General features: G+C 33.1%; 14 protein-coding genes, 1 tRNA gene and 2 pseudogenes. 6 read left to right on the forward strand and 11 right to left on the reverse strand.

All coding sequences use genetic code 11. The features are described 5' to 3' along the window. Window positions 1-161 precede the first annotated feature (161 nt). Together rnhA and ABLO99_RS01265 are read left to right on the forward strand one after the other, a co-directional pair. Window positions 162-599 (forward strand): ribonuclease HI, encoded by a 438-nt coding sequence (rnhA, locus tag ABLO99_RS01260; protein WP_349967900.1) that lies wholly within the window; start codon window positions 162-164, stop codon window positions 597-599. Next, complete coding sequence (locus ABLO99_RS01265; RefSeq protein ID WP_047758947.1) at window positions 592-3,519, forward strand: AsmA-like C-terminal domain-containing protein; 2,928 nt, start codon at window positions 592-594, stop codon at window positions 3,517-3,519. The genes rnhA and ABLO99_RS01265 overlap by 8 nt, the downstream gene beginning before the upstream one ends. Before the next feature lie 229 nt (window positions 3,520-3,748). Here ABLO99_RS01265 and ABLO99_RS01270 read toward each other — a convergent pair whose 3' ends face one another. The 6 genes from ABLO99_RS01270 to ABLO99_RS01295 all read right to left on the reverse strand — a co-directional run bounded on the left by ABLO99_RS01270 (window position 3,749) and on the right by ABLO99_RS01295 (window position 8,720). Beyond that, window positions 3,749-4,162, reverse strand: a complete 414-nt coding sequence (locus ABLO99_RS01270) for a YqaA family protein (RefSeq protein WP_114517227.1) — start codon at window positions 4,160-4,162, stop codon at window positions 3,749-3,751. Window positions 4,163-4,168: 6 nt separating this feature from the next. Further along, on the reverse strand, window positions 4,169-5,533 hold the full coding sequence (gene cysS, locus ABLO99_RS01275) for a cysteine--tRNA ligase (protein ID WP_349967902.1): 1,365 nt from the start codon (window positions 5,531-5,533) through the stop codon (window positions 4,169-4,171). After that, on the reverse strand, window positions 5,526-6,182 hold the full coding sequence (locus tag ABLO99_RS01280; protein ID WP_047758945.1) for an exopolysaccharide biosynthesis protein: 657 nt from the start codon (window positions 6,180-6,182) through the stop codon (window positions 5,526-5,528). Before ABLO99_RS01280 ends, cysS begins: the two co-directional genes overlap by 8 nt. 154 nt (window positions 6,183-6,336) lie before the next feature. Further along, window positions 6,337-7,416 carry a hypothetical protein gene (locus ABLO99_RS01285; RefSeq protein WP_349967904.1) on the reverse strand — a complete coding sequence of 360 codons (1,080 nt, stop codon included), beginning with the start codon at window positions 7,414-7,416 and terminating at the stop codon, window positions 6,337-6,339. Between the two features lie 249 nt (window positions 7,417-7,665). Next, window positions 7,666-7,833: a twin-arginine translocase TatA/TatE family subunit gene (locus tag ABLO99_RS01290; RefSeq protein WP_006013840.1), complete on the reverse strand. Its 168-nt coding sequence runs from the start codon at window positions 7,831-7,833 to the stop codon at window positions 7,666-7,668. Between the two features lie 143 nt (window positions 7,834-7,976). Continuing rightward, the gene (locus ABLO99_RS01295) at window positions 7,977-8,720 is read right to left on the reverse strand and encodes an ABC transporter ATP-binding protein (RefSeq protein ID WP_047758943.1); all 744 of its coding nucleotides are present in this window, start codon (window positions 8,718-8,720) and stop codon (window positions 7,977-7,979) included. A 151-nt stretch (window positions 8,721-8,871) separates the two neighbouring features. Here ABLO99_RS01295 and ABLO99_RS01300 point away from each other — a divergent pair. Further along, window positions 8,872-8,945, forward strand: a tRNA-Arg gene (locus ABLO99_RS01300). A gap of 44 nt (window positions 8,946-8,989) precedes the next feature. On the opposite strand, the pseudogene ABLO99_RS01305 reads toward ABLO99_RS01300, so the two are convergent. The 3 genes and pseudogenes from ABLO99_RS01305 to ABLO99_RS01315 form a co-directional block, all read right to left on the reverse strand. Next, window positions 8,990-10,322: pseudogene (locus tag ABLO99_RS01305) on the reverse strand (IS110 family transposase). A gap of 275 nt (window positions 10,323-10,597) precedes the next feature. Next, window positions 10,598-11,020: pseudogene (locus ABLO99_RS01310) on the reverse strand (IS110 family transposase); the annotation flags it as partial. A 36-nt stretch (window positions 11,021-11,056) separates the two neighbouring features. Further along, the gene (locus ABLO99_RS01315; protein ID WP_153295440.1) at window positions 11,057-11,227 is read right to left on the reverse strand and encodes a hypothetical protein; all 171 of its coding nucleotides are present in this window, start codon (window positions 11,225-11,227) and stop codon (window positions 11,057-11,059) included. A 72-nt stretch (window positions 11,228-11,299) separates the two neighbouring features. Here ABLO99_RS01315 and ABLO99_RS01320 point away from each other — a divergent pair, with 72 nt between their 5' ends. The 3 genes from ABLO99_RS01320 to grxD are packed head-to-tail and all read left to right on the forward strand — an operon-like array spanning window position 11,300 to window position 13,215. Further along, window positions 11,300-12,619, forward strand: coding sequence for a malic enzyme-like NAD(P)-binding protein (locus ABLO99_RS01320; RefSeq protein WP_349967909.1), 1,320 nt, complete (start codon window positions 11,300-11,302; stop codon window positions 12,617-12,619). A gap of 38 nt (window positions 12,620-12,657) precedes the next feature. Further along, window positions 12,658-12,876 carry a BolA/IbaG family iron-sulfur metabolism protein gene (locus tag ABLO99_RS01325; protein ID WP_047758942.1) on the forward strand — a complete coding sequence of 73 codons (219 nt, stop codon included), beginning with the start codon at window positions 12,658-12,660 and terminating at the stop codon, window positions 12,874-12,876. Between the two features lie 15 nt (window positions 12,877-12,891). Further along, window positions 12,892-13,215: a Grx4 family monothiol glutaredoxin gene (gene grxD / locus ABLO99_RS01330; RefSeq protein WP_349967912.1), complete on the forward strand. Its 324-nt coding sequence runs from the start codon at window positions 12,892-12,894 to the stop codon at window positions 13,213-13,215. 10 nt (window positions 13,216-13,225) lie between these two features. Here the strand turns inward: grxD and ABLO99_RS01335 are convergent, their stop codons facing one another. Together ABLO99_RS01335 and argB are read right to left on the reverse strand one after the other, a co-directional pair. Further along, entirely contained in the window at window positions 13,226-14,260 is a 1,035-nt protein-coding gene (locus ABLO99_RS01335; protein ID WP_349967913.1) for an efflux RND transporter periplasmic adaptor subunit, read from the reverse strand. Between the two features lie 299 nt (window positions 14,261-14,559). Further along, a complete protein-coding gene (gene argB / locus ABLO99_RS01340; RefSeq protein WP_349968546.1) occupies window positions 14,560-15,489 on the reverse strand; it encodes an acetylglutamate kinase in 930 nt (309 codons plus the stop codon). Window positions 15,490-15,493 lie beyond the last annotated feature (4 nt).

Below are 15,493 nucleotides of genomic sequence, written 5' to 3' on the forward strand. Positions count from 1 at the left end.
AAAAACTATCTTTTACTTTCTCTTCTAATAATGCTCGTTGTAGCACTTTTTTTTGTTTCTACAATAAAATTTAAAGGTTAGGCTTAAATTGCCTCTATATCTATAAAAATTGTGATTTTATAGAAGCAACGTTATACTTTATTAATTCATTACAGTTAAAGATGAATAAAAAGGAAGTGACAATATACACAGATGGAGCATGTTCTGGTAACCCAGGGACAGGAGGGTGGGCAGCGATCATATTGTTTCAAAATCATAGAAAGGATATTTATGGTAGAGAAGAAAATACCACAAATAATAAAATGGAGTTAACAGCGGTGATCAATGGACTGAAGGTATTAAAATTTCCTTGTAATATCAGTTTGTATACGGATAGCCTTTATGTTAAATATGGTATAACAGGGTGGATAAATAAGTGGAAAATGAACGGTTGGAAGACAAGTAATAAGAAGTCAGTAAAAAATATTGAATTATGGAAAAAATTGGACAATGTTGCTTTGCAACACGAGATTAACTGGAAGTGGGTGAAAGCGCATAATGGTGATAAATATAACGAGGAGGCCGACAGTTTAGCAAGAAAAGCAATAATCGATGCTTAAAAAAATCACTATATCATTTTCTATAATTTTATTATTCATATTTTGCTTCTTTATCTTTTTTAAAGGTGAGGATTCTTTAGAAATTAATATTAGTTATATTAATTTTTACACAAAGAAAAAAATATCGAAAATATTTGCCAATTCGGATGTCAACATGGAGAGTACCTCGGTTATTTGGCAGAAAGATGGCAAACTAGTCATTACAGATTTAAAAATAACAAATCCTGATTTTACTATAAAAATACCTGAGCTTTCCGCACATTTTAAGTTAAGTTCTCTATTTAAAACTAGCATAAATTTCTCTCAAGTTTCAGCTGATAATGTGCATGTATGTATCAATCAGAAAAAAGCTGACTTTAAAGCAGTAAACTTCAATCTGCAAAACTCAGTAAAAACAATAAGGAAATTCTTTTTTGACTTAAATGCAGACTCAAGAATTGAAATCACTAACATTGCTATCAACGAAAACACAGAAGATGAATTTTTTATTGATAAATTATATATCGGAAAAAGAGAAGATTTTAATATTTTAGACATTCGTGTTTATACAAAAGGTGAAAAGGGATTTCTAGATGATTTATCTATTACGATAAAAAATCGCAATAATTTACTGAATGTGTATGGGAGATTTTATAACCTAAAACTGAAACTATTTAGCAAGTTTTCCACATTAGTTCAAAACTTAGACAAAGATGTAGGCTTCAAAGGAAGCTTTTCAATGAAAATTAATGGAAAGGATGAAGTTGTAGATGGGAACATATACATATTAAACACAGATAATCATCAGAATAAAAACTTAGCTATAACTAATGTAAATGTAAATTTGACATATAGTAATGGAGTAATTAGTGTAAAAAACTTTCATTTTAACTTAAACGGCACGTATCTCTCTTTAATGGGCAAAATGAACTTTAGTACAAATCATGCTTTGTTTAGAGTTAACATTAGTAGACTTGTTGCAAAAGATTTATGTACTTATGTACCAGATGGTATAGTGAACAATAGATTTAAAAAATGGTATTGTGATAATATTGATGGGGATATTGTAAATACAATCATAAGTTTCAACGGCAAAATTAACAGCTTAGTTAATGATGATCTATCAGACGTCGTAATTGTTGCCGATATAGAAAACGGCAGCGTCAGATTTGATGAAGATTTTGAGCAAGTGAGAGAATTAAATGGTGATCTAATTCTCAAAAATAACAACCTCACAATTGCTGTAAATAGCGCTAAGTTTCAGAATTTCACTATTGATGGTGGTAGTGTTGAAATGAACTTTCTCGATAAGGAAGAGTCAGTTCTAGTTATCAATGGTAAGGTCACAAGTGATGCTTACGGGTTGTATGAGCCTATAAGATTTAAGCTGGACAACATGATTAAGGTTACAAGGGACAAGATAGATGGAATAGCAAAATCTGTATTTAATTTTCGCATCTTTAATCTAAACTCTAGTGACAAAAAGGTAGATTTTTTGGCCAAATTTCATTCTGAAATTGACAATTTGGTTGCTTATAATGAAAGTCTTGGTCAATATGATATTAAGCTCGATTTTGGTAGTGACTTTATAGATTTAAATGGTAGCGGCATGGTGAATAACACACAGCTATTATTTGACCTGAAAAGTAGCAACAAAAATGAAAGTTTCGCCTGGAATTTAATCGGAGATTTACCTGCTCAAGTACTTAATTTCGATAATGGCTACATCAATGTAAATATAGAATCAGTGGTAAATCAAGATAAAACGGGATATATTAATGGTAGTATAGATTTATCAGAGCTTAAATCACGTTCAAGTTATTTAGGGTGGAAAAATCGCTTTGAAGATCACAATAAAGTTTTGTTCTCTGTAAAGTTAAAAGGAGCAAGTGAGTTGTTAATAGACAAACTAGACGTTGTAGGAAATGACTTAGACATGAAGTTCAGCGGAAAAGTAGAGGATGGAAATTTGTATTTAAGTTCTAGCAAATTTGAATTGCCAGGCAACGATCTTAATGTAGAAATTGAGCTGGGTAAAGAGAAAAACGCCGTAACTATTTATGGCAAGGAAATCAACTTAAGTGATATTTTAGGTTTGCTTGGCAAAAACAATCATGGATTAAACAAAGATGTAGAAATTAATATGAATGTTGACAATGTCATCATGAAAGAAGGCATTGTGATCAAAAATGCTAAGCTGAATGTAACCTGCACTAAAGGTAATTGCAATGGAAGTCAATTTATAGGACAGTTTTTGGAAGATAACAGTAATATACTAGCAGAATATAGTGAAATAGGGCTTGAAATATATTCGGATAATTCGGGTATGCTTTTGCGTTCTTTAGGTATTGGTAAATCAATTAAAGACGGCAAATTATCTTTTTATCTATCTTCTCAGAGAGAAAAAGGGGAACATTACGGCATGCTATCTATCAGCAATTTCTATATCAAAGATGCTTCACTGCTTACTACTTTACTATCGATGTCTTCGCTGCCTGGTATTGTAAATGCTATAAAAAACGAAGGTGTGCATTTTTATAAGTGTAATGCACCTTTTTCATATAAAGATGGCACTATTGAAATTGAAGAGTCTTGGCTTGAAGGAGCGGAATTGGGCATTAGCACTAGTGGCAGGCTCGATATTAAGGATTATAAATTCCAGGTTGAAGGACAAGTAATACCAGCATACTCAATTAACAAATCTTTGTTAAAAATCCCTATAATCGGAAAACTTCTTACTGGTGGGAAAAGTAGGGGGATTATTTCAATAGACTACAAAGCAAATGGTGATGATAAGAACAATAACGTATCTGTTAATCCTATCTCTTCGCTAACTCCAAGCTTACTTAAGAGATTATTAGGAGTATTTGATCGTATTATGACAAAAACTAATGAAAGCATTTTAAAAGGTAGTGTGAAAAAGAAACTTAGCTCGATATGACCGGAAGGAAATTTGTTTGTTGTAGATTTGATATGCACTAAATAATAAAAGGTAGGAGAAAACGGTTCCTCTTTTTCTATACGTTTTTATATTACTACTTTGTAAGACTTAATTTAACATATAAAGTAGGAGGATGCTGAGTTGTGCTATTGATTATGTTTTCGATTGTTCAATAATTCTTAAATGTTTATTAGGAAGCTATATGTTTACAAGCGAGTTGATCACTACGCTAAATGGTAAATATTAGATACAATAAACAGAGGAAGTTAGATAAAATAATTAAGGGAACAAGAATATAAAGGTTTAACTTGAAGTAACCGGATAAAATCTCAATCACACTTCCAAGCGCTGGTGTCCACGAAAATAATGCAACTGTACAGATCAGTAGATTCCTTACGATTTTTGGTGTTTTATCTTCGTTCTCTAATTTGTGGTATGATCTCCTGATAAAAATTGTTATTCTACCTAAATACCAGTTAGCTATTCCACCAAGACTGGATCCCAATACTCCAAAAAGTAATATAAGTAGTGGATTGTAATGTGACCTAAAGCATAACATAGTGTAAAGTACAAAACCTTGATGTATGGGTAAGATAAGCGATGATACTAGTCTATCTGTGAACAACAGCAGATAATTTTCCATATGAATTTACCAAGTCGTTGTACCGTCTTCATTGTCAGAAATTGTAACCCCCATTTGTTTCAACTGCTCCCTTATTTTATCTGCAGTATCATAATCTTTGTTTTGTTTTGCTACTTTTCTTAAGTCTATCAATCTTTCTATTTCTTGATGACTCACACCAGCAGTGAACCACTCTTGATAACTTGATTCGAGAAGACCAATAAATCGTGCAGTCTTGATAAAACTTTCAGTTAATTTTAGCCTCTCATTTTCATTACTCGTTTTATTGATCTCTGTGGCCATTTCATGCAATGTAGCCAAAGCTTCAGGAATATTTAAATCATTTTTTAAAGCCTCTATAAAATCTTTAGAGATTTCCGCATTACTTTCCTCAACACATGTACCACGTAATAATCGATAAAACTTGTTTAAAGTTTCTTGCGACTCAGAGATGACATTTTCTGTCCAATCAAGTGGTTTTCTGTAGTGAGTTTTAAGCAGCGCATAACGTATTACTTCACCCTTTATTCCACTATCTAGCAAATCCCTTACTTTAACTATATTAAGTAAGGATTTACTCATTTTCTCTTCATTTACCGTAAGAAAACCGTTATGTATCCAATATTTCGCAAAAATTGATCCAGCAAATGCAGACTTACTCTGAGCGATTTCATTTTCATGATGAGGAAATTGCAAGTCTATACCGCCGCCATGAATGTCAAAATCTTTGCCAAGGTAAGCATATGACATTGCTGAACATTCTATATGCCATCCCGGTCTTCCCTCTCCCCATGGGCTACTCCAGTAACTTGAAAGTTTATAGTCAGTATCATTTGCAGGTTTCCACAGTACGAAATCTCCTGGATGTCTTTTACTTTCATCAACTTCAACTCTACTGCCATGATCCAATTCATCAATTTTTTTTCCTGATAATGCACCGTATTCAGGATAAGACTCTATACTAAAATATACATGTTTATTGAATTCATAGGCATGACCAGATTGCAGCAAAGACTTAATTAACTTGATAATATTATTTATGTTTTCTGTTGCTTTTGGCTCATATGTTGGTTCTGCACAATTTATGCTTCTCATGTCTTCATGAAAAGCTTTGGTATAATATGCGCTGATACTTTCTATATTACTACTTTTCTCATTTGCTGTATTGACTATTTTGTCATCGATATCGGTTATATTGCGCACATAAGTAACTTTACCATAACAAAATTTAAGCAGTCGAAATAACACATCGTAAACAACAATAGAACGTGCATTGCCTATATGTGCCGTATCGTATACCGTTGGTCCGCAGACGTACATTTTTATATGATCTTGATTGATTGGTATAAAGAACTCTTTTTTTTTTGTTAAAGTGTTGTAAAGCCTAACCATATATAAAACTTTTTAGAAAAGAAAATGCTCCGATTATAAGTTGTGGTCCTTTGACTATGACAACAAGAGTAAGTAATAGCCCACATAAAGATAATAAAACTCCCAGTATAGAGAGAAGTCCATCTTTGCTCATAATACCCAGTGAAATGAGAGTTGTGCCAATTGCGGGAATAAAGTTAGTAAGAGGTAATGGAAGAGCTATTGATAATGCACAAAGCAGCATTATAAAAGCTAAAATTTTTTCGCCAGGCCCGTAAAAAATGAAAGACATTCTTGGTTTCATGAACTTTTCTATTTTTTTTAATGCAGGTGAAGTTTTTTCTACCACAAGAGCTAGTGTTGAACGTTGAAAAGATTTTCTTTCTAGCCAATTAGGCATCCAAGGAGAATCAAACCCAAATAGAAGCTGCAGCGCAAATAAGATTAAAGGTATAGAAAGAATAGTTGTGTAGCCAGGTGGAACAGGTATAGGTACCGATAGTGGTAAGGAGAAGATGATTATTAAAATACCAAAACCGCGCTCATGCAAAGCTGTCTTAATATCGAACAATGTTACTTTATCACTAGCATTGTTATTAGTATCTGCAACCTCTTTTAGAATATCGGAAGCCAATTTTTTACTTTTAATTAATTTCTCACTTTTTTGCACAGCTGCCTTTTAGTAAAAATAATTCATAACACAATTATTGCTTTGTTTCAATACACATCTTTATTTTATCATTATACTTGCAGTTGGTGGAGATGAAGTTCAAACAGGTTTCCCTTGCGTGTATATAACGCAAGGGTTAAACTACCTAAAAAAGTTATAGTATATTATTAGTATCTGATTGAGAATAATGACTTTCGTCCAAGTCATTACTTAATTGATCAGAATACAATGAATTCTGCGACAATTCGATAGATTCACTTTCTTCTCCTGTACCAAACACCCATGATATAAAACTTCTAAAAAGAGATGAAAATATACCAGGTTCACTTGTTTGTGTAGATTGACTCTCTTCTGTATTCTCATCTAGCTTAGCAGCTTCTTTTTGCACTTCTCTTTTTTCTCTATAGAGTTCTTTGTTATTATATAGTTTATCTCCTTCTATTTCCTCTTCCTCCACTATATTTTTATCACCTTCATCGCTTTTTCTAACCTCGTTATGAGCTGGATTTTCATACTCTTCAGTTTGATATTCTTTTATCTCTCCACTATCTATATCTTTTTTGTTTTCTTTTTCTACTTGACTCCCAATCAAATTTCCAACTAATTCAGAGTCTAATGAATTCTTCATACTTGTTAATAGCTCATTTTGGAACACATGGCCCAGCTCATGACCTAAAACAAAGTCCATACCGGCAAATTTGTATACTACTATCGCTTTACCATCAGTTGCACCATAAGCATTATCTGCGTCAATGCCAGCTAATTCATTATATTTCTGGTAATCATTCTTGTTGTTAAAAACATTAACTTCTAAATTTAAAGTTGTTTCAGGTTTGTTTACATCAAACAATTTTTTAAAATTTTCATAAGCAGTATGAATGTCCTTTTGAATTTGGAATTTCTCTTGTGATGACATGTCGTCATACCTTATGTTATATTTTATATCTTCATCTTGAAATGAAAATACTTTTTGTAATACTTCCTCTATAGCTTCTGGTGCTTTATCAAAAATCTTTGACTCTGCAGGCTTATATATCTTATTAAAGAATTTTGGTATACATTGTTCTCTAATGTTATATATATGATTCCCATCCATATCACGAACTTCATAATTGTATACAGGATTTGAGTTGTTTTTGATTAATTGAAACTTTTGTCCATTAGTGTCAATACCTATTTTACCATTATAATCTTCAGAATAGTTTTTGTATTGTTGATTGTTATTTTTACTCATTTTCATACCTCACATTTAAATAACTTTATTTCTACATTATCAACGTAATACACATAAAAATTTATTAATAACAGTGATTGCATTTTTTTCACTACAGAACTTGTTTGTATGTCATATAAAGTGATTGCGAAAATTTCTATAAAGCATTTTAACGGTATTAGAAAAACCAGAGGAAAGAATTAAGTAGAAAATAGCGATACTTTGAACAAATAACACGCACCTTAGTGCGTGTTATGGAGTATGGAGACGCTAACGATCTGGCTCGTTAGATGATAGTTTCTCTGAATCCTTAAGTTCTTGTTTAAGGTTTTTAATGCCTTTTCCTAAATCACCCATAACTTGCGGTAGTCTGCCTGCACCAAACAGAACTAAGATTATTATTAAGACTAAAAACAATTGCCATGGTCCTAAACTCATTTTCACCTCCATTGAAAATATTAACTTTTAGATATTAAAACCTGACTGAAGCCAAGTAACACATGAATTATATCACCTTTATTTAATTATAGGTCAAAATTTTTCGATCTATTTTATAACAGCTTCAGATTAGCTTGAAGAGATTAGGTTTCGTTTAGCTGTAGAGTAAGAGGAAGCTCACTAAAAAACTTTGCTAACGTATCATCTTTAGGCCTATTATATATATAGCTGGGGACTCCTGATTGAATAATTTTACCGTTTTTCATTACATAAATAAAATCTGCAACTTTCAACGCTTCTTGTGGGTCATGAGTTACCATGAGTACAGGAATATTTTTACTTCTAAAAAATGACAATATATGTTGTCTTATTCGGTATTTGAGCAGTATATCTAAATTAGAAAATGGTTCATCGAGCAAAACAACATCAGGATTTTGTGCCATTACTCTTGCTATTGCAACTAATTGCTGCTGTCCTCCTGATAAAGCATGAGGGTACATGTTTTCATATTTTTCTATATTAAATAGCTTCAAGATTTCCAATGCAGTAAAGTATTTTTCTTTCTTAGAAGGACTGCAAATAGCAAAAGTTATATTCTCTATTACTGTTTTATGAGGAAATAATGCAGAATGCTGAAAGATCAATCCGATATTTCTACGCTCTATCGCAATTGATACTTTGTTACTTGCAACTAATTTATCATTTATAATAATGGTTCCATATTTTGGATTTTCTATTCCTGCGATTAATTTTAAAATTGTTGACTTGCCACAGCCAGAATGTCCTAGTAAACAGGCAATACTTCCTTTCTTTACCTTAATGTTTATATCGTTTAAAGCAAAGCCATCTTGATTATTATAAAAATAACTAATATTGTTAACTAGCATTAATCTTTCAATTGGAACCGTGTTATTAAATATAACAGTATTACACTCAAAAAATACAGAAATATTTTTTACTATTATGAATTAATTGTACAGAAGAACTAGGAAGATTAGAGACTTTTTGCTATAATTTTGCATAAATAGTAGAAGACACGGGGCTATAGCTCAGTAGGATAGAGCGTTGGATTCCTAATCCGAAGGCCGTGCGTTCGAATCGCACTAGTCCCACTTAATCTTAATAAAGTGGTTTAAAATCAAGAAACTAAGCTCTCCTAAGAAACTCCTTGAACTAACTCGTCTTTTTTTACCAGGATATAGCCAAATTCAGAAGCTTTTTTACTCAGATTTTTCATAACCCTGTTTTGATAAAGTTTTTCGTAAGAATCAATTCCTTTTTCGACATACTCTTGTCCATACTTTAGCATATTATAAAAGATACATGCTAATTTCCTTGCCATAGCAGTGATCGCTTTTGGAGCTCCCAGTCGTTTTTTCCACTTTCTGCATTGTGAACCAAGAGCAGTATTACTTTTTGATACACATTGTGCAGCAAGCCGTAAGGCATTTGCAGCACGATTTACGACTTTACAAGTTTTCGTGCTAAACACTTTCTCTCCAGTGATTTTATTACCAGGACTCAGCCCCAACCAAGACGAAAATGTTGGCCATTTGTTATGGTTGATACCAGTCTCTGAGATTATGGTCTGTATACTTAGTACACTGAATCCTGGATCTAGTAAAATCTATCCCGATAACCCGGTATAATTCTTCATGCAAATTAAAGTTTGGATCATTTTTTTGCTTGCCTTGTGCTTTACTTGTTGATTTGCTCTCATCAGATTTTGTTTCAAATGTTTTATAGTAGCTTTCAACGCTTCTATCACATTCCTTTATTTGTTCCTGGAAAAAAGTATATGCTTCATATTCTTGCTTAAGTGTAAACAAGTGTTCCTCTCTGTAGTCATCGGTTAATGCCTTTACAATAGTAGATTTATCATTTCTTATTCGTCCATCCCTTAATTCAGCTAATTTTTCAGGATCTCTTTCACCTTCAATTATCGCTTCAATAATCCTAATACCTGTTACACCGTTAATATCACTAATTGCCTTATGTAACTGAATGTTCATCTGAATTAATGCCTTTTGCATGCGTTGAGTGTGTGTACTTGCGCTTCTGATTAGATTATTACGTTGTCTGACGTAGCCACGCAGTACGCAAATTTGATCATCTGGTCTAAATGATCCTTGGAGCAGTCCATAGCTATGTAACTGTTGCAACCACTGGCAATCTTGAACATCAGATTTTCTACCAGGTACATTTTTAATATGCCGCGCGTTTACTAATTTTACTTCAAATCCATATGATTCAAGTATTTGAAATAAAGGAATCCAATATACTCCCGTTGATTCCATAGCTACCGTTTTAATTTCACACTTCTTCAACCATTTTGCTAAGTTATGCAGATCCACTGTAAAACAACCAAACTTTTGGATATGTTGCTCATCTCTTCCTTCTGGAACACATACATAATGTACAGATGAGCCAATGTCTATTCCTGCCGCATTAGGGTTCATTACTTCCAACTTATTTTTTACTTTTGCCATTTTATACCTTTAGTATATAATTTATCATTGAAGAAGCGCTTCAGCTTGAGACGGTAAAATTAAGGCACTCTCCTAAACGAGGTAGTCTGAATAGACTCCATCAATGGTTTAACCGTCACCTTCAAAACCATGCTAACCAACGGGCACTGTGACACCATTGGGATATCGGTCATAACTGCAGAAGTGCTTCCTACGCAATTATACCAACAAATTACTAAAAACTTAAATTAGGGAGTTTCTTTTTGGTTTGACAGGTTTTGCCTGTTCGATGCTTACCATGAAGTAAAGTGCTTTTCTGATCGCCACTTATTATGGTTAATGCCAATTTCTGAAATAATAGTTTGCACAGTCAGTATATCAAGTCCAGGAATTTTAGTAAAATCTATGCCAGTTACCCGATATAATTCCTCACGCAAGGTGAAGTTTGGTCTGCCTCTTCTAGATTTGTTTTTTTCCTTACCTAACTCTTTACTCTCATCAGACTTTGTTTCAAATATTTTATAGCAATTTTCTATGCTTTTATCACATTCGGTTTGAAAAAAAGTATATGCTGCATATTCTTATTTCAATACAAACAAGTGTTCTTCTCTATAATCGCCTGTTAATGCTTTTGCTATAGTATGTTTATCGTTCTTCATATTCGAACTTCTAAATTCAGCTAGTTTTTCAGGGTTCCTCTCTCCTTCAATTATTTCTTCTGATTGTGCTTAGCATAAATATCCACTGGAATAATATTACACCTCAATTGTATCAGTTAAAATCCTCACATCATCCTTATTTAGCTGTTCTCTTATGATCTCAAGTAGCTCTTCTGAATGAATGAGTTTCTCTTTGGTGTAACCAGCAATTTGTTGCTTGGCTGCTGTGTAGTAGATAAATTTATATAGAAATACAATCGAGTTCACAAGTTAATAGTTTACAATTGAACATTCATAAAAACTCCATATACTTAAAAAATACGAGCTTAAAACATAAGAATGAACGATGATTTAGATAATACCGCAAAACAAGAAGCACTTAAGTATCATAATAGGAGTGATAAGCCTGGTAAAGTGTCGATTATACCAACAAAAACCTTATGTACACAGTATGATCTATCACTTGCTTATTCTCCTGGTGTTGCAGCTCCATGCCTTGAAATAGCTAAAAATCCTGAAGCTGTTTATGATTACACGGCAAAAAGCAATTATGTAGCTGTTATTTCAAATGGCACTGCAGTGCTTGGGCTTGGTAATATCGGTCCTCTTGCTTCAAAACCCGTCATGGAAGGCAAAGCTGTTTTATTTAAGCGTTTTGCTGACATTGATGCAGTCGATATAGAAGTTGACACAGAAAATATAGAAGATTTCATCAATGCAGTAAGGTATCTTGGACCAAGTTGGGGGGGGGTAAATCTAGAAGATATAAGATCTCCTGATTGTTTCATAATAGAGAAACGTCTAAATGAATTGATGGATATTCCAGTGTTCCACGATGATCAACACGGAACTGCAGTGGTTGTTGCAGCTGGTATAGAAAATGCCCTCGATATTGCTGGAAAGAAATTAGAGAATGTCAAGATCATCATGAATGGAGCTGGAGCAGCTGGTATTGCGTGTTTGGAAATACTAAAGTCCATGGGTGCTAAGAACATAGTATTATGTGACAAACAAGGAGTAATACACAAAGACAGAAGAGAGGACATGAATGAGTGGAAGGAAAAATATGCAACTGACACTAAAGAACGTTCTCTACTCGATGCCATAAAAGACGCTGATATATTCATCGGACTATCTGCAAAAAATGTGCTTAGCGAAGAGATGTTAAAAAGCATGGGTAAAGACCCGATCATTTTTGCTCTTGCTAATCCTGATCCAGAAGTAAGGCCTGAGTTTGCAAAATCTGTAAGGCCAGATGCAATAATTGCAACTGGTAGGTCAGACTATAACAACCAAGTCAATAACGTAATGGGATTTCCTTACATATTCAGAGGGGCACTTGATATATATGCAACGACAATAAATGATGAAATGAAAATTGCTGCTGCAGATGCAATAGCAAAGCTTGCTCGCGAGCCAGTGCCGAATGAGATATCTGCAGCCTATGGTGGTCGTAAAATGAGCTATGGACGTGAATATATAATACCTACTCCTTTTGACCCAAGATTAATTTCTATAGTATCTCCTGCTGTTGCAAAAGCCGCGATTGACTCAGGTGTTGCAAGAAAGAAAATTCAAGATTGGAGTGAATATGAAGATCAATTAAAATCTCGTCTTGCTAGTGTTCTTAATACGCTGGATCTATTGTCTTCACAATAATCAATTGCATATTTTAGACTTATAATTAAAATAAACTTATGACTATTGTAATTCATAAATTAGAGAAAATTATCAAACAGTCATTTCCTGATGCTGATATAAAGATTAAGGACCTTGCTGGAGATGATGATCATTACCATTTAAAAATAACTTCCAAGTGTTTTTCCGGCAAGACAAAAATAGAACAACATAGAATGGTATATAAAGCTCTTGAAGGTCAGTCTATACATGCATTGCAATTAGAAACTAGCGCTTAAAATTAAGGTGAATTTATGAGCAATTTTGAACAAATAAAAAAAGATATAGCAGAAAATGATGTAGTGTTGTATATGAAAGGCACCTTTGATTTTCCTCAATGCGGATTCTCTGGACTCGTGGTGTCAATTCTCAAAAAGTTGAATGTAAAGTTTAAATGCATCAACGTGCTCGAGAATGATGAAATACGTCAGTCTATAAAAAGTTTTTCTGATTGGCCAACAATTCCACAATTATATATAAAGGGAGAGTTTGTTGGTGGCTGTGACATAACCCGCGAGATGTATGGAAAAGGTGAATTACAAAATTTATTAAAGGAAAAAAAGATTATTTCGGAATAAGTTCCCAAACTTAAACCTTATCACCAGGCTTAACAAATAGATGGCCCAATGTTATTAACTTTATAGGCTTATTTTCGTTATTTACTACTATCCAAACCCCATCGTTTTCATGATCAACAATTTCTATTGGTGTAAATACTACATAATTATTGTCATCAACAATCTTTATTCCAAGAACACCATCATCACTTAAGCTCAAGGCTGAAGAAGGAATTTTATATGCAAACCTTTTGCCTGAAGGTAGACTTACACTAGCAGTAAGTCCTTGCAAGGATATAATCTCATTATCAGTTACCTTTACCTCTACTCTATAGGATCCAGTTCTAGGCTCAATAATTTTAGTAATAAAACTTACTTCACCTGCCAATTCTTTTCCGTCCAGTAAATTAATTTGAGCTGTGCTGCCTAGCTCTATTTTATTTACTTCATTCTCCGAAACGTATAACACTACAAGAATTTGATCGAAATTAACCACTTCAGCTATTTTTTGCCCAGCATTAACAAAATCCCCTTCGTTTGCATTGATTTTATCAATATAACCATCAATAGGAGATTTAACTGCAGTATTTTCTAAATCCAATTCTAGCCTTTTTAGGTCAGCTTTTGCACTCTGCAATCTGGTAAAAGCTGCTTCCACTCGTATTTGTGCTCCATAGCCTTTTTTATTCAATGTTTGAGAGGAATGATACTCAATTTCACATTGCTTTAATAAGGCTTTGGCTTTTTCAACTTGCTCAACTCTGTCATAATCTTCTATCTTTAAAATTACATTACCTCTCTTTACCTTTTCACCATCAGAGAAATAAACAGCAATAACTTGACCACTTGTTCTTGAGATAAGATTGGTCCTATGCAAGGGATTTACTGTACCAGAAGAATTTAAATATATAGTGCGGTTTTGTGGCGTATATTCCTGAGTTTTTACTGAAAAGCTATTAGTTGTATTATCACTATGAACTGTTTGATTCTTCCTCAAAAACACATTATTGACAACAAATAGTAAAATAAGAATGGCACTAGTAATAATAATAACTTTGTTTCTCATCTTTAAACAATAAAACTTGTTGACTAATCTTGTTAGAAACAACTGCATAAAATTCCGAACCAGAAATGTAAGTATAATACATCCATTATCACTCCATAAATAGCTTTATGTGAGAACAAACACAAGTTTTCCTACAATAAATAAGTTTTTTATTGCTAAAATGCAATTTTTAATCAAATAAAAATGTAAATAAAGTCGTGCATAAGACTGAAAATTTCCATCAAATGATATGATGGAAATAAGAATATTGTAACAAAAATAAATATATATTTAAATAGTGGTTCCCAAATTTCCAACGTTCATATCGTTATAGGCAGTACTAAATCATCCATGATTGATATGCTTGAATTATTCTTAGTAAATAAATCAAGCATAATGTTAGGTATTCTACCATTAACTATGTGAACAACTCCAGCACATTCTTCCACCATTTTAGTATATGCCATAAGCCTTTCAACAAGTTTTTCTCCTTTAATTTTGCCACGATCAATTGATGCATTTAAACTTTTAATCAAGACTCTTCCATTGCCAATTGCGTTTATTTCTTCATCCGTATCACTCAAGATTATCATTTTAGACGCGGAAACTGCAATTGCAATTGCACTTGCAGTTCTATCGGCATCAATATGATATGTTTCTCCATTTTTTCCATAACCGATAGGTGCAATAACTGGTATAGAATCTGATTCTTCAATAAAAAATAATATATCAGGATTGATCTCAGTTGGTCTACCGATAAATCCCATGTCTAGTATTTTTTCAATATTATTTAATCTGTTTTCCCTAAGCGTAGTGCTTGTCTTTTCAGCTTTTATGAGGTTGCCATCTTTTCCACATAATCCAATAGCTGAACCACCGGCAGAATTTATATGCTGAACAATTTTTTTATTAACTGAACCACATAGTGCCATTTCAATGATTTTCATAGTGCTTTTGTCTGTAAGTCTGACACCATTTACAAGCTTATTGTTCATACCTAGCATTTTTAACGCTGAGTTAATTTCATATTCTCCGTCATGAACTATCACCGGATTTATACCAAGCTGTTTCAACAGGACAATATTATGCACAAAAGCATTAAGCAGCGTTTTATCTGAGATTGTTACACTGCTGCATTTGATGATAAAAGTTTCGCCTACAAAGCTAGGTATGCTAGACAGCACTTCAAGTAATATTTCTGCTTTTTGCTTAAATGGTATCTCACTATTTGAAAATTCATCGCTCTTCATTTTT

Source organism: Wolbachia endosymbiont of Armadillidium arcangelii, assembly GCF_040207875.1.
GTDB lineage: Bacteria > Pseudomonadota > Alphaproteobacteria > Rickettsiales > Anaplasmataceae > Wolbachia.

What these genes read in the sequence shown, in the direction of transcription:
- cysS (WP_349967902.1), bottom strand. Translation starts at nt 5,533, where the DNA reads ATGGTTAGGCTTTACAACACTTTAACAAAAAAAAAAGAGTTCTTTATA.
- ABLO99_RS01325 (WP_047758942.1), top strand. Translation starts at nt 12,658, where the DNA reads ATGACTATTGTAATTCATAAATTAGAGAAAATTATCAAACAGTCATTT.
- rnhA (WP_349967900.1), top strand. Translation starts at nt 162, where the DNA reads ATGAATAAAAAGGAAGTGACAATATACACAGATGGAGCATGTTCTGGT.
- argB (WP_349968546.1), bottom strand. Translation starts at nt 15,489, where the DNA reads ATGAAGAGCGATGAATTTTCAAATAGTGAGATACCATTTAAGCAAAAA.
- ABLO99_RS01335 (WP_349967913.1), bottom strand. Translation starts at nt 14,260, where the DNA reads ATGAGAAACAAAGTTATTATTATTACTAGTGCCATTCTTATTTTACTA.
- ABLO99_RS01285 (WP_349967904.1), bottom strand. Translation starts at nt 7,416, where the DNA reads ATGAGTAAAAATAACAATCAACAATACAAAAACTATTCTGAAGATTAT.
- ABLO99_RS01270 (WP_114517227.1), bottom strand. Translation starts at nt 4,162, where the DNA reads ATGGAAAATTATCTGCTGTTGTTCACAGATAGACTAGTATCATCGCTT.
- ABLO99_RS01295 (WP_047758943.1), bottom strand. Translation starts at nt 8,720, where the DNA reads ATGCTAGTTAACAATATTAGTTATTTTTATAATAATCAAGATGGCTTT.
- ABLO99_RS01320 (WP_349967909.1), top strand. Translation starts at nt 11,300, where the DNA reads ATGAACGATGATTTAGATAATACCGCAAAACAAGAAGCACTTAAGTAT.
- grxD (WP_349967912.1), top strand. Translation starts at nt 12,892, where the DNA reads ATGAGCAATTTTGAACAAATAAAAAAAGATATAGCAGAAAATGATGTA.
- ABLO99_RS01265 (WP_047758947.1), top strand. Translation starts at nt 592, where the DNA reads ATGCTTAAAAAAATCACTATATCATTTTCTATAATTTTATTATTCATA.
- ABLO99_RS01290 (WP_006013840.1), bottom strand. Translation starts at nt 7,833, where the DNA reads ATGAGTTTAGGACCATGGCAATTGTTTTTAGTCTTAATAATAATCTTA.